General features: G+C 50.7%; 5 protein-coding genes. 2 read left to right on the forward strand and 3 right to left on the reverse strand.

Annotated features, from left to right (window positions below):
* Positions 1-239: 239 nt before the first annotated feature.
* Complete coding sequence (locus HMPREF9473_RS06835; protein ID WP_138669947.1) at positions 240-12,350, forward strand: SpaA isopeptide-forming pilin-related protein; 12,111 nt, start codon at positions 240-242, stop codon at positions 12,348-12,350.
* Between the two features lie 152 nt (positions 12,351-12,502).
* A complete protein-coding gene (locus HMPREF9473_RS06840; RefSeq protein ID WP_006779345.1) occupies positions 12,503-13,279 on the forward strand; it encodes a ZIP family metal transporter in 777 nt (258 codons plus the stop codon).
* A gap of 51 nt (positions 13,280-13,330) precedes the next feature.
* On the opposite strand, the gene HMPREF9473_RS06845 is transcribed toward HMPREF9473_RS06840, so the two are convergent.
* The 3 genes from HMPREF9473_RS06845 to HMPREF9473_RS06855 form a co-directional block, all read right to left on the reverse strand.
* A complete protein-coding gene (locus tag HMPREF9473_RS06845; protein ID WP_006779346.1) occupies positions 13,331-14,182 on the reverse strand; it encodes a carbohydrate ABC transporter permease in 852 nt (283 codons plus the stop codon).
* Complete coding sequence (locus HMPREF9473_RS06850) at positions 14,179-15,060, reverse strand: carbohydrate ABC transporter permease (RefSeq protein ID WP_006779347.1); 882 nt, start codon at positions 15,058-15,060, stop codon at positions 14,179-14,181. The genes HMPREF9473_RS06845 and HMPREF9473_RS06850 overlap by 4 nt, the downstream gene beginning before the upstream one ends.
* Positions 15,053-16,011 (reverse strand): ABC transporter substrate-binding protein (locus tag HMPREF9473_RS06855; protein ID WP_034858060.1); only part of this gene is annotated, 959 nt, incomplete at its 5' end. The genes HMPREF9473_RS06850 and HMPREF9473_RS06855, both read right to left, overlap by 8 nt.

Here is a 16,011-nt window from a genome sequence, read left to right on the forward strand (position 1 = left end):
CAAAAGCCAAACCAGAGTATGATTATTCAAAACGAGATGCAGATGTAAATTATTCCGAAGGAAGTATTGAAGAAAAACGTCTATTTTGGGCCTATATAGGTGCCTGGGGGAGTTTTGATAACAAGACTAGCCTATCAGAAAAGTTTGGTCAACCTGGAACAAAAATATCACCCAGTGCAGCGAAACAAATAGCCTGGGAAAAGGGAAAAAGTAACTGTGGTTCTTACTGGGTAGAGAGCATGGCCAACGATGGTTTCATGTCTCTGGCTAATATCCCTTCTGGTTGTAAAAGCCCAAATGATATCTTCAAAGTAGTCAGCCAGTATACTGCTGATTCCCCCTTATGGATTGGAAAAATTCAAAGCGGACCGGGAGTTGTTGACAAGCAGAAACTCTATGATATCGCCGGGCTGAGTGACTGGGACACCTTTCGAAAGTATTGTTCTGTTTCTACGGACACACAAGGAGCCATGGCCTATATGGATGCTGACGGTCTATGGTGGAGTTTCCCGGGAGAGATTGGAGGCGTCCAGCGTCCGGTGACGATAAAAGTAACTTATGACCCTTCTATCTTCCGTGTTCTGGAAGTGACAGGCTCTCTCGAGTATTTTGATTGTTCTGCTCCAGGTTCCCAGCAGTTATACCGGGCAAAGGGAAATGTAAAAGAGACCAATCCGATATTTTACATAAGCACAACATCCGTCCCTGGCACTAATCCCCCCGGTGGTGGCGGCGGTAGTGGCGGTGGCGGCGGAGACCTTACCGTCGGCGAAATCAGTGTCGAAATTTACCAGCATGAAGAAACCTTCGAATCCCACTATAACGTGGAATTAAATAAATACGACTACGAAACAGGAAAACCGCTGGAAAAATCCACCTGGCAGATGTTGGAAAAGTTTGATGACGGGCAGTTAAGCTCCGATGAGACTGACGGCGGAATTGTAGAAGAGAAGATGAGGGAGGACCCGACTACCTGGGCCGACTGGCTGGTTTTCGAAGATGATATGGAAACGGATGCGTCCGGCCATATCAGCCACTCCGATACACGCTATTATGATTTTGCCCATCAGTACTGTGATGGACACCCCATCCCTCCGGAGCCTGAGATTGAAGAAGGGGACGGCGGTGAGGGCGGTGACAGCCCAGGCGGGGAGGACAGCGGGGAAGATGATGCCATGGCTGAATATGAGGCTCTGATGGAAGAGTGGCAGGCCGCCGTAGATGAGTGTGAGTCCGTTGCAGCTTCCAGCGGTGGAACTTTTCATCACTGGGAATGCGGAAGTGAAGATACTCCTTCAGAGGACGAAGCATTCGAAAGCTCCGGGTGCAGGGCCGCCAGAGACGCCGCTTATGAAACGTTCATCAACCTGGAATATTCCTACACCTTCCGGGAGACCAATGCACGGGACGGCTATATCCTCCACGGGCAGAACGGGCATCCGGATGACGTTCCTGTGGAAATCATAACAACAGCGGCGTCCGAAGCTGGCCGGAACGCCCGGTGGTCATCCACAAGCAATATCGACATTGTGTTTTCCGGGTTTCTCCGCAACATGGAGAAAGACACCAAAGCTGCCGCGGTTTCCCTTTCCCACGAAGAAAATGACCTTCCGCCTGAAACGGATCCCAATGCAATCAAGGAAGAACGCCCCATCGGGCCAGGCTATGCCGTTCCTGAAAAAAGAGGACCAGGTTATTCAGCAACGTCCGCCGATGCGGTATCGGAAGATGGCATGCTGGAATTGGCAGAAGCCTATGAACTTTCGCCCTTCCAGGAAATGATAAACCGTTTCCTCCGCTTTTTCGGCCTTCCGGAATTTTTCGCAGAAGAGCAGGGAGCCACTGTTAAAATGTCGACTCATACGGAAGAAGAGAAAGAGGTGGAAGAGAAATATTTGTTTGCAACGAATGCAAATGCAGAAATAGACTATAAACTAGCCAGCAATTCCAACGTAGCCAGCAACTCTAATGCAGCCAGTAATTCTAGCGTAGCCAATGACACCAATGTAACCAGTGGTTCTAATATAGCCAGCAGTTCCAACGCATCCAGCGAACATGATGAATACGGCTACATGACCATGGACCTGGAATGGGAGGAACTGGAGGCGTTGGACGCAACTCCTTCCAACGCTTCCTATTCCTTCGCCCGGGCCTGTCAGCCATCCGAACAGGCCAATATCATGCTGCGCACAGCGAGAGCCGGCGGCGGCTACATTAATCCTGACAGTGCAACCACCGACAGCCAGCCGGAAGCTGACAAGGGGCCGGAGGACAATATGGCCCACCGGTTTGTTGTATATGACCACCGTGTTCCAGGCCAGATTCATTTCAATAAACGGGACCTGGCGCTGGCTGCTGGAGAACATGCAGCCTATGACTCCTATGGCGATTCCCAGGGCGATGCCACGCTGGAAGGAGCCGTCTACGGTCTGTTTGCGGCCGACGATATTTATGGCCCTGATACCCAGCGTGACGGGGATGGCAATGTAACCGGGGGAAGCGGTATTTTATTCGATGCCAACGATTTGGTGGCCGTGGCCGCCACCGACAAAAACGGCGATGGTTCCTTCCTGACCATCACAGAAAAGCCACACAGCGCCTACAACTACAAGACAGGTCAGATAGAATATTCCGGAAAGGCATATCCGAAGAACCTGTATACACAGGATGGAGTCGTAAAAACCTATCCCCAGGAGGAAAACGGGAGAATTTATACCAACAATGAGGGGAAAAACGGTGACTGCTGGATTGGCCGCCCGCTGATTCTTGGAAACTATTACATCAAGGAGCTGACCCGGTCCGAAGGATACGAATTGTCCATAACGGGAAAAGATATGGCTGTCAGCAACGTGACGGACGCCGGACGGGCCGATTATGGGGAAACCGTCGAATCCAAATCCTCCCCCAAGGGAAGCGCCTGGATTACCGGCCAGTTAAGCCACGCCGTGACATTTGCATCTGGAAATGACGCCTACGGGAACCGGGAAAACCTCCTGAATGTGGAGGTTACGTCCAAAGACACCACGGAGGGTTACAACATCGTTCTTGATGGTCTGCCGGACAATGCGGATTTTTATTACAACGGCGTTACCCTGACTCCGGTGAAGGTGCAGGTTCCGGATGGCGGCTCCTGGGTGGATGCAGCTGAAGCCCCTCTGTATGAAACCGCACAGGACGGCACCGTATTTAAACGTACCATTGACGGGAATCTGATTGAAAAACCGGGAGCCGTGCCAAGTGTACCGGTTTCCTACACTGCCATTGCCAGTGAAGCGAAAAAACTCCCCTTAGCTGGCACCGTGACTGCCACGAATCCAAACAAATATCAGGCCGCTTATTCGGATACATCCGAGAACTTCAAATATGTCAAATACGAGCTGGAACAAATGATGCGTTCCATTGGCATGTCCACGCCAAAGGAAGGGAACCGCTATTCGGAACTGAATGATCCCGTTTACGATATTCATACTATGGTAAACGGCAGGGAAGTGTTTGGGATGCCGGAAGTGACAATCGAATTATCCGGTGCCACAACCAATAAATCCGTGATAGACACGCTCCTGGACTACTACATCGGCAATGCTGTTTTCACATATGGTGGGCTTCAAAAGCTGGAGGAGAAAAACGGAACATTGCTGGCAACCATCGTTGTAGGCATGACTCCTTCCAAAGATTTTCTGTACGAAACAGATGGAAGCGGAAACATAACTGCCGCCTATCTGTTCCGTCTGAATGAGACATATGGAAGATATATGATACGGAAATATACCGGCTCCGAAGTGACCGTGAATGCGGTTACCAGTGTGACGGGAACCAAATACCGTGTCCAGGTCACACCAGATTACACGGTGGATGATACCGGGATTCCTTCCGACCGGTACTTATACGGTTCAGACACCGACCGCTATCTGTGTTACTCCGCCGGTGATATTCTCTACGATTACTGGTATCAGGATGGAAGTGGAAACTGGACAGGACATGCCCCGCTCTGCCGGAAGGTATACCAGCCGAATTATAAGGAGGTGACTATCCAGGAAGAGACGGTCACCGCCTCCAAAGTCCCGCGGGTAAACAGCCTTGAAGAAGTCGTGGACCAGACGGGCAGCACCTTTGTTATCTACGATGACAGTTCCAAACAATATACTCTGCATGTCGGGACAAAAGATGCAAGTCTGACAGGAACCAAAGTTTCCAGTTTTACGGCCGCCTTGCCGAATGGAAGCACAGTGCTGACACAGACGGACATTGACAAAATCGGAGATAAGAATGTATGGGGATATTCTGTTGGCGATACCCTCAACAATTCCGAGTACATTATCCGCATCGCCGGTGCCGGTGCCGGAGTCTTTGCATCTAAGGATTTTGACAGGGACAAACACTTTATCCGGAACCAGCGTCTGATATACAACGGCAATCATGATTTATGTGAGGACGGAAACACAAACGTTTCCCCGGCCCCGGTGCTGGAGCGCATCATCAGCCAGCAGATAAAGGTGACGAAGAGTATCGACGCATCCTCCTATGAGGATGCCAATTCCTATTCCGAAGTACATGAGGACTGGTTCACAAAACTGTTCGGCGGGTTTCTGGCCAAAAATACGGCGGCCAGTAAAATGGATAACTTCCGCTTCAAAGTCTACTTGAAATCCAACCTGGAGACCCTGTACCGGGATGAGGAGGGCGGCATCATTTGGCTGGACCGGAAGGGGAGGGAGATAAATGTCCTTTCAGACAAAGAACAATACCCCGCTCTGGTTCCCCAAATCTATACAAAAGTTCCTCATGTGACTGCTCCCCTGTATCAGGATTCTAACGATGCTATCACAGCCAATGACGCTCTTTATGGTTATGCGGATGGGCAGATTCACGAGGAGCAGAATCCTGGTTATACGTCCGTTTTGGAAATGGCGGACCAGCTGGTGGAAGACGGAACCGGGACACGGATAATCTGCACTTACAACTACGAAAAGTTTTTCGATGCCCTGTCCGTGGCCAATCACGATAAGTGGGATGACAATGCCCCCACATACACGTCATGGCAGCCCATCGGCAACCAGGTGAACCGCACGGAGGCTTCCATAGACAACGCCAGGGCCTCCGACTTGGTCCGCCAGTTTGCCATTGACTGGTATCTGAAAGATGAGATAGCAAAATTGGTCCGGCCTGTTGCCATAGCACCGGATGAAAAAGAAAAGGGTGCCGGCGATACCGCCTACACAGGTGTACTGTATGACATGGCTCTTGCCCAAGCCATACGGAAAGCGGAGAACTATTTAAAGCCCTTCTTCAGCTATGACCTGGATGAAATTTACTCGATTGCATGGGACAGTGCCGCCGATGGGGGCGCTGACAGCGACAAAACGACCCTTTCGGCAGATACATTATATGGAGATGCCGCCGATAACAGCGAAGGATATTATTTTGGCGCCTCGGCATATCTGCCGTATGGCTCGTACATTGTTGTGGAACAGCAGCCACGGTACGCTGATTTGAAGGATTTTAAAAACCGGCATTATCAGATTGATAAACCAAAAGAAGTGACCCTGCCGTCCGTATATGCGGATTATGCCGGGAGCCAGGCGTCGCCGGAAGTCATGAATGGATATTATCATTATTCGGCAGCGCTTCCACAGGCACAGATGGAGCAGAAATATCATATCCGTTTCAACGAGGAAGCCGCCCATGTGATTCATGGCAGAAATGCGGATGGGGACTTTGAAGTTTACAAATACGGCCTGAACATCAATGCCATAAGAAACGGAGGGGAAGGCGCCGGAGCGGGAGATTACTATTCTCTGACACAGGACGAGTGGAAGCCCTATAAAAACTACTACAATGCACAGGATGACCGGACTACGGGCAATGTTCCATATTATCTGTCTGAAGGACTTGGCGGCCGGATACCGGTATCAAAATATTACCGGTACAGTTCCGTATCCGAACAGAAGGGTACTGCCGATAACGTCCCATATCCGGATGGCCCGGTTACGGAAGAAAACGCAGCCGGAATCCGGTACCGGGACAATGTGGGAACTATGAAGGGAAAGCAGACGGCCTATGAAGGCAGATATGCGGCCATGCTGGTGCCATGGTCAGTTTCCGCTTCCGACAATTCCGTGACCGAGGTGGAGGACAGTAAAACAAAACCGGATGGGGAAAGTTCCTATAAAGGGTTTGCTTATACGAAACTCGGGAACCGCTTTTTCTCCAGTAAATTGAGAATTGAAAAGCTGGATTCGGAGACACACGAGAATATTCTGCATGACGATGCCATTTTTAATATTTATGTTGCGGAACGTGATGACAGTCCTGGCGGGACAGGGCAGGTGAAATTCTATGAGGAGGATACGACAATCGCCGGAAGTCTGGAATTTTTGACTGCCATGGGGGCTGTCAATATTACACCGCTTATGAGAAGTATGACACATTCATTCTTCTTAGTCAGTCCTGTCTCAAGTCCATCTATTGGTCCCGGAACCCTTTACAGTGGTCAGGTCCCGGCCGGAACGCCTGTCTGCAAGGAGTCAGAGCAAATCATTCTCACAGACAGAAAAGGCAGCAAAACCGGGGATTTTAAATCTTTCACGACAACCAGAGATGGCCTTATGAAAGACATGGAATCTGGCAATGGCCTGTATTATGCGGACCAGAACACCGGATACTTGGAGACGCCTCAGCCCCTAGGGGCCGGAGTTTATGTTCTGTGTGAAATGAAGCCGCCATCCGGATATGTCCGCACCAGGCCAGTCGCCATTGAAATATATTCTGACGCGGCCACCTACTATAAAGAAGGAAATCGCGATAGCCGTGTAGCGGCCGCCATTTATGAATATTCGTCCGACAATCCTACTACTCATGGAAACAAGCCACAGGATACGATTCCCATGGCACGCATCAACGTTGAGAATATGCCTATCAAACTGACGGTTGAAAAAGTAAAAGAATCCAGCGCCAATACTGCCGACACAACAAAAGACAAGACCGTCACCTACAAGGTAAGCGGCCGGGTTGACGGAAGTTTGACCAGGATAGGAAATAACCCATCCTATGAGTATGCATATGAAAATGGGGAGTATTTAGGATATGCATGGCAGAAAGGAACGCTGGAATACTTAGAAGCCAGAAAGGCAGCAGGGGAAAATGTTGACATTGCATACAACGGGCGTACCTTTGCTGGCTATGGATATGTCACCCGAACGCTGGAAACGGCAGACGACACGAATCCGTATGTGGCTGGGGCAATGATGACATTGTTCGAGGCGATTGAATTAAAGCCGTCCGGTGACCGGGAAGATTACGCCTATGAGGGGCTTGTCATGGAACGTTCGGGTACCGGAAATATTACCAGAATGTATCTCAAACAGGGATATGCCGGCCAGCGTGTGGAGTTTGTGCAGGAGATTCCGGATGATGCGGATGAGGAGCCGTATTGGACGGCAAAGATGGTGGAACGGGGAGACACAGATATCCTCTATTATGATTTGGACAATCTGGATATTTTTACGGAAGAGAGGATTTCCGGCGGAACATGTCTCTATGGATACAACAGAGACCGTACCAAGATATCAATTACTCAATTGGAGTCAGACAAAGCGCTTTATGGGAAATCAGATACAGAACCATCTATCTTTGCATTCAAAGGTGGTGTTCCCTATCTGGAATTTGTCAGTGGTGATTTCACTCAGATTGTGTATTCTTCGGGAGACAAGTCTCTGACCACAGGGCCGGATACCATTATCTACCACATTGACCGCGATGGTAACCGCGACGCCCAGGTGGACCCTCATACTGGCATGGCTTATGTAACAGATCATGCAGCGGTTGGCGGAAAAGTTTTAGTATGGCCCGTAAAAATCGCCAGGGATGAGTATGGAAATATAATCGCCCGGGATAAAATCACCACGTCCAGAATTGCCACTGTGGGAGAAAACCAGGAGGGCAGTGAAGAACACGCTGTGATTGAGCCAACAAACAACTCCAGCGCAGCCATACCGGAAGAAGAATGGCCTTCATATACCCACCAGGAATCCGGCTACATTTCTGGCACTTGGAATTCAGATGGGGGAGAAGAGAGCCATCGGGAATCTACCCGAACAGGAAACCAGTATCAGAACCAAGGGCAGGACCGGAATCAGGGCCAAGAGCAGAATCAGAACCAGATTCAGGAGCAGAACCAGATTCAAGACCAGAACCAGATTCAGGACCAGAACCAAAATCTCCCTCAGGAAAACCGAAACAATGAAGTCTTGATAAATGATAACAATGGCACCTTCTCCAAAGACCTGAATCCAGTCTATAACCAATACGGCCTTGCAGAATATTATCAGCGGAGCAATGAAACCTACGACAAGGGAACGGACCTCCACGACCGCAATCATGACAAGGTTCGCTACAAGGAGTCTGACAAGCTGGAACAATATAATGACGCGTCCTACACCATAAAACCATCCTCCAGTTTACATAACTCCGAAAACAAACTGTACCACCGCACCGGCGAGAGTTACATTCTGGAAAACACCTGGATAACGTCGGAGAAAACTCCTAACGACCCGTTTCATAATCAGATAACCGACGGCCAGCCCGATATCCTAAAACGACTCCCGGCCGGAACTTACATCATGGAGGAATTACAACCGCCATCCGGATATCTAAAAGCAATGCCCACAGCAATCAGGGTAGCGGAAACTACCACCATGCATACCGCCAGAACCGTAGACAAGACCATAAAGCTGGAATTGTCAAAAGTGGACAGCACAGATACTTACCAGTTCAAAATTCTCGACATGGATCACCGTGACCACCAGAACAATCCCACCGTGATGGGCAATATCAAAGAGGAAAAAGGCCGCTATTCCCATCATCCTCTGCCCGGTGCCACACTTGCACTTTACGAGGCCGATAAAATCTATACATCCAAACTGACCGAACATCCCAAAGGCTGGTACCTGAAAAAGAAATCCCCAGACGAACTCCCTTATTCCTTCCACGCAACCTCCAGCACCGCCTCCATTCCTCAAACGCAGACTGCCCAGTGGACCACCACCACCGCGCCCATTTACCTGGAAGGAATACCGGAAGGCTATTACATCCTGGAGGAACTGGAGGCGCCCTCCGGATTTGTAAAAAGCCAGCCGCTGGAGCTGTATATCACAAACACCGCCGAAGTACAGCTGTTTTCCATGCCCAACGACCACACAAAGCTGGAAGTAGAGAAATACACATGGGAAAATGGCAGAAAAACGCTTCTAAACGGAGCAGAATTAACCTTATACAAAGCCAAAACAGATGAAAACGGAGCTGTCATTTATGAAAATGGCATCCCCCAGTATGAGGAATCGCAGGTCATTGACACTTGGCAAAGCGACGATGCCACGGATTTTACGGAGACGCTGGACATCCCCGGCAACACACCCGCCGGCCAGCCCACGGGACTTACCGGATTTATCACCGAATTCGAAACCATGTACCGCCAATACGGAACCACTCCCGGCACTTCCATCCGCTGGTCTGTGAAACGCCAGGCCACAAAGGACAGCGCGTCCGACGGCATCTGGTATCTGGAAGACGGACGTCGGCTGATTGAGGAGGAGGGAGGACTCCTGTTTCCAGAAGACATGGGCAAGGAGGAACAGCAAAAAATCTTAGAAGCTTGGAAATACCGGAGACCAGGACAGACCATCACCTGGTATCTGGAACGCTCCGCCTACTATGTGAGCCACAGCCAGATCGACAGCACTGTCGCATCCCATGGCGGCCAGGCCAGCTATTTCCCCACATCCGCCACGATGATCTATGAGACGGATGACAACAAAAAGGTGAGAATCACCATCTACCAGGAGGATGTGACCCGCCAGGGACGCGATTTTGTGTTTGAATACCAGTTTGATTACCGACAGTTACCCAGTGTCAATTCCAGAGCCTGCTCCTATCTGACAACGGAGGGGATGCGAAGATTTGACTACCTCCCGGCAGGCGCCAGCTATGTGCTGGTGGAGACCGGAGTCCCTGCCGGTTATGAAAAAGCGGAGGATAGACTGATTCAGATAGACGCCATCCGGGATGTCCAGCGCTATTCCGTGGAAAACCGGACAGGAGAGCTGGTGGTGTCGAAAACCTGGCTGAACAACGGCCAGATTCAAAAGGAACTGCCAGGTGCCACGCTGGCCCTCTATCGTGCCGCACCTGATGGCACATTTTCACAAGACTCTGCCTGTCTGGTGGAGCGATGGCAGACCGGGGTTGACGGCGTGTATGGGGAACGTGATTTTATCAATGGGCGAATCCCGGAGGGCTATCGAAAAGGAGACTTGAAACCTCACACAATCAGGAGACTGGAAGAGGGGATTTATTATCTGGCGGAGCTGGAAAGTCCGGCCTATTATACCAGATTTGCCCCCGTCCGCCTGGAATACAGGAGGACGGTAAAGCCACAGATGGTCCGCACCGTCAATGAGCCTGTAACCGGGCAGTTGGAGATTATGAAACAATCCACTGCCGGATTGCCTCTGACCGGCGTCATGCTGGAAGTCCGGGCGTATCGGGATGGAGAGCGGGAGGCATTGCTATCCATCACCGCGTCCGACCAGGACGGCGTCGTCCGTCTTGACAATCTGCCGGTGGGAGAACCGGATGAGACAGGCCGAATCATCCCTTACACCTACCGCGTGACGGAGATCGTCCCGCCGGAAGGCTATGCCGTCAACACAGAAGTCATGACCTTCCAGTTTCAACCAGACAACAAAGGCCAGTCCTACGCCCCATCCGCCCAGGCCCACATCGGTCTGACTATCCGGGATGAACGGACAAAACTTTACATCGGGAAGAAGGATTTTAATTTCCATAATTCCCCCGGAAATTCAACCGAAGCTCCATTCTCAACCCCTTTCATAGAAGGCGCGCTCCTGGCAATCTATGAGGTACACGGCCGGGACAGCAGCGGAAACTGGCTGTATGACAATGAAAATGATAAGCGGGATGTCTGGCGCACCTCCAAAGCGGAGGAACGCCACCTCGTCGAGGGCCTGATTGCCGGCCGGACCTATCTGTTGAAGGAACTGGAAGCGCCCCCAGGCTATCGTATTGCGGAGCCGCTTCTCTTCACGGTCAGTCAGGATGGCAGGAGCATTCGGGACATGACAAACCAGCTGGATATGATTGAAATCCGGGGAGATGAGACCAGCGGCATGTCCCTGACCGTAAAAGGCCGCTATGTAACCCGTGTGGAGATGACCATATCCGATGAAAATGGCCAGGAGCTGGAACGCTGGCTGTCAGATGGCAGCACGCACATCCTGACAGCTAATAAACCATACAAAAGGAATTGTCCCTATCTCCTGACGGAACACACCATCTATTCCGACGGAAGCGACGTTATCACTTCCCAGGTTCTGCGCCGCCTTTCCTTCGATGAAAAGGGAAACTGCCCGATAGATGCGCGCACCGCCGTCCAGGTGAATCTGTCGCTGTTCACCCAGGATGGCACTCCATTATTGTCCTTTACCCCAAAAGAATATTTCACAGTGGAAACGTTAGACTGGACGCATGCGCCGACCAACACGGATTACCTTCTTATGGAGACAACACGGTACTCCGACGGCCAGACATCTACCACCAGCCAATGGAGCTTTTTCGTCAACAGCCATGGTCAGCTGGACGGCTTGACCATGTATGACAGGAAGAGCGCTCCTCTTGTCCAAAAGATTGACGCCACGGACAGCCACCCACTGCCAGGCGCCAGTTTACAATTGGAGGACGTCCTGGGAAATGTTCTCGAAACCTGGATTTCCGGCCAGTTACCTTATGATATCCAAACGCCCCTGTCCCCGGACACCATCTACCGCATCCGGGAGACCGCGGCGCCCCCAGGCTATCAATTATGGAAGGAGGACGAATCAATATCATTCCACATTTCAAACACGAAAGCAGGCTCCGCCCCCTTACTCATCCTGGCAGACAACCAGCCGGAGTCCCCATCTCCAGAGCCCCCAAAAGAACCGGAGGAGCCGGAAAAACCGGTCAGTCCCAATCCTCCAAATAACCCAAACCCTCCGGCCAAACCAGTCCCGCCAACCATCCCGCCAATCGAGGAACTGATACCGCCCTTCCCATTTCCACCCGCGGAGGAACCGCCGAAAAAGACCGGCCTGATTCGGGCATTTTACGAGCCAACCTACCGGTATCCAAACGGCCTCATCTTCCGCCGTCCAGGCTGGAAACCCGGCAGGGGATATCCCCGTCCCAGAACCGGAGATGACACCCCATGGATGTTCTACTTAACGACATTTACCATTTCTCTCCTCAGCATTTTACTGATTCTTCTATGTCGAAAAAGAAAGAACCACCGCCTATAGGATGTCACAAAATGTCATGTTAACAAGATTTCCTGCTTGCTATTCCTGTCAGATATGATATAATATCAGTAAAGATTACTAATATTGTTTTCGAAAACAGAAACTACTGAATATACATAACATACAGGAACAACAAAAAGGGGGATTATATTTTGAATACAGCAATCGGTATCTTGATACCATTTATAGGAACAACCTTAGGCGCCGCCTGTGTCTTCTTCATGAAGGACGCCATCAAACCCACCATCCAGAAAATGCTTCTGGGCTTCGCCTCCGGCGTCATGGTGGCGGCCTCCGTGTGGTCGCTTTTAATTCCGGCCATGGAGATGTCTGAGGATATGGGAAAGCTGGCATTTATCCCGGCGGCGGTGGGGCTGCTGGCCGGGATAGGATTTCTGCTTCTGATGGATAAAATCATTCCCCATCTTCACCTGGACCATGAGGAGCCGGAGGGAATCAAAAGCTCCCTGAGCAAAACCACCATGCTGGTGCTGGCGGTAACCCTCCACAACATTCCGGAGGGAATGGCCGTGGGCGTGGTATTTGCCGGTATGCTGACTGGGGATGGGAGCATCACGGCGGCGGGAGCATTTGCACTTGCCATCGGTATTGCCATCCAGAACTTCCCGGAGGGAGCCATCATTTCCATGCCTTTGAAGAGTGAGGGGAAGAGTAAGGGCAGGGCCTTTCTGTTGGGAACCTTATCCGGGATTGTGGAGCCAATCGGAGCGGTAGTGACCATCCTGCTGGCCTCCTACATCGTGCCCATCCTTCCGTATCTGCTGTCCTTCGCCGCCGGCGCCATGCTGTACGTAGTGGTGGAAGAGCTGATACCGGAAGCGTCGGAGGGGGAGCACACCAATATCGGAACCCTCGGCTTTGCCGCCGGATTCGTGATTATGATGATTTTAGATGTGGCATTGGGATAAATGTAACAGCCGCACCTGCCAGCTGGAAAACTGACAGGTGCGGCTGTTTGCTTATTTGACGGCGCCGTTTACCACTCCGTTTAAAATCTGCTTCTGGCAGATCAAATAGAATACCAGAATCGGAAGCAGTGCCAGTAAATAAGAGGCAAAGGCCAGGTTATAATTGGTGCCGAACTGGTTCTGGAACGTGAGCTGCGCCAGCGGAAGCGTGTTGTTGCCGCTGCCGGACATGATGACCAGCGGCGTCATCACATCATTCCAGGTGCCCAGCGCTGTCAAGACAGCCACAGTGGCGTGCATTGGCTTCATAATCGGGAAGATAATGTACCAGTAGGTACGCCAGGTACTGGCGCCATCCACTCTGGCGGCTTCCTCCAGGGCCATGGGAATATTTTTTAAATACCCGGAGTAGAGCAGCAGGTTCATAGGCATATAAAAAACGATATAGAGAAGGATGACTCCCGCCCGGTTGGCGATTCCAAGCTGTGCGGTCTGTTTTACCAAAGGCATCATCAGTATGGCAAACGGCACAAACATACCGCTGACAATATATAGATAAGCCAGGTTATAGAATTTGCTGTGTCCCATGTTCCGGCCGATGGCATAGCCGGCCAGAGAATGAACGACGACAGACAACAGGATGACGGTTCCGGTAATAAACAGGCTGTTTCCCAGGGAACGCCAGAAATCAGTAACCCGCATAGCTTCCGCAAAGTTGGATAAGCTGAAACGCTGGGGAAGAGAGAGAATCCCGGCGATATCGTTGGTCATTTCCGTAGGATTTTTAAAGGCAATCACAATGGCCATGTAGAGCGGAAACAGGATGGTGATACAGCCGATGACCAGCAGAACCGTAATGGGCCAATTGATTTTTCCGACAGTTTTTGTCTCTGATTTTCTCATAACTGTTCCTCCCTCTTACCCAGTGTGCGCATCTGAATGACGGCAATTGCAACAATAATGATAAAGAAGATGACCGCGTTGGCGCTCTGGAATCCAAACTGGCCGCCGCTCATGCCATTATTATAGATCAAATAGGAGATAGATTCCGTGCTCTGTGCCGGCCCTCCTTTGGTCAGGGCCATAATCTGGTCAAATACCATTAAGAAATTCTTCATGCAGAGTACCATGTTGATGGTGAAAAACGGGATAATCAAGGGGAAGGTCAGGCTTTTAAATTTGTTCCAGCCCGTGGCGCCGTCGATGGCTCCCGCCTCATACACATCCTCCGGCACAGTCTGGAGCCCGGAGATATAGATGATGGTATTCATGGCGATGGACTGCCAGGCGCAGACCAACACGATGGCAAACCATGCCGTTTTGGTGCTGGACAGCAGGCTCTTGCTGAGGAAGCCGATCCCTGCCGCAGACCCGGCCGCCGGCAGAATATAGGTGAATAAATAGCTGAAGATATAGCCGACTACCAGTCCGCCTAAAATATTGGGAATAAAGTAAAACCCGCGCAGCGCGCTCTTTCCTTTTATGTTGCTGTTTAACCCCAGCGCCAGTACCAGGCTGAACACATTGACAATCAGGGTGGATACCAGAGCAAATTTAAAGGTAAATACATAAGATTTCCCTACCCGCGCATCCTGAAAAAGGTCAATATAATTGCGCAGTCCCACCATGTCGTAGCTGCCGTAGCCCTTGAAATTCGTGAAGCTGTAAGCAAAGCCTTTCAGCAGAGGCAGGGTATTGAAGCAGAAAAATAACGCCAAAACCGGGATGGTGATGAGAAGAAACGTGAGCGTTCTCTCATTTAATTTTTTCTTTTTAGTCATTTTCCTCTCCCCCTTCTGAGACTTTCTTTTCCTGTTCTCTCTCATAATTCTGCACTTTTATAATCAAATCCCGGTTATACCGCTGCCATTCCCGGTCGAATTTCTCCAGGAATACATCGGTGTTTCCATCCATCAGATACGTCTGGATCATGGCATCCACGGACATCTCCGTAGGGTAATGATGATCCTGGTAATCCACCATTTTTCCTTCCCTGATATAGGAGGCCACTCCGTCCAGCACCCCTGGCAGTGTGAAATCCCCGTTTTTGCAGGGTACGGCATTCTGGTTATCTAAGTAGAGCTGTACATTTTCATCCTGCAGAAGGAAATCCAGCACCTCATAGGCGGCTTCCTTGTTGGGACTGTCGGCCATTACACAAAATTGTAAATCAATGCCGGAGTTGAGGACATTTTCTTCTGCCTGATTGCTGGCGGGAAAGACAAAGGTGTCAATGTTGATGTCCGGATTGACCGACTGGATTTGCGGGACCGCATAGCTTCCGATGACAAACATGGCGGATTCTCCCCGGGCAAATGCCGTGCAGGCGTCATTATAACCATAAGAAAATGGGTCTTCCTGGGCGAACTCTAAGAGAGCCAGCGTCCGCTCGGCCACTTCCCGGTACTGCTCCGTAAAAGTAGTCTCCCCCTTATTGACCAGGCTGCAGACATCCGAGGGGGCTAAATCCACAGAGATGGCATTCCACGGCGCCAGACAGTTCCAGGTGTCTTTGAAACCGAAGAACATCGGCAGAACCCCTTCTCCCTGAATCTGTCTGCACAGCGCGGTAAATTCATCCCAGGTGGTGGGAACCGCCCAGCCGTGTTCCTCAAATAAGTCTTTATTGTAGAGAACACCGGCGGCATTTGCCACGTAAGGCACTGCGTAAACGCCGTCCTTCGGGACAAATTCCAGTTCCTTATCAATCTTTAAATACGATTCGTTGATGG

This window comes from Hungatella hathewayi WAL-18680, assembly GCF_000235505.1.
GTDB classification, from domain to species: domain Bacteria; phylum Bacillota; class Clostridia; order Lachnospirales; family Lachnospiraceae; genus Hungatella_A; species Hungatella_A hathewayi_A.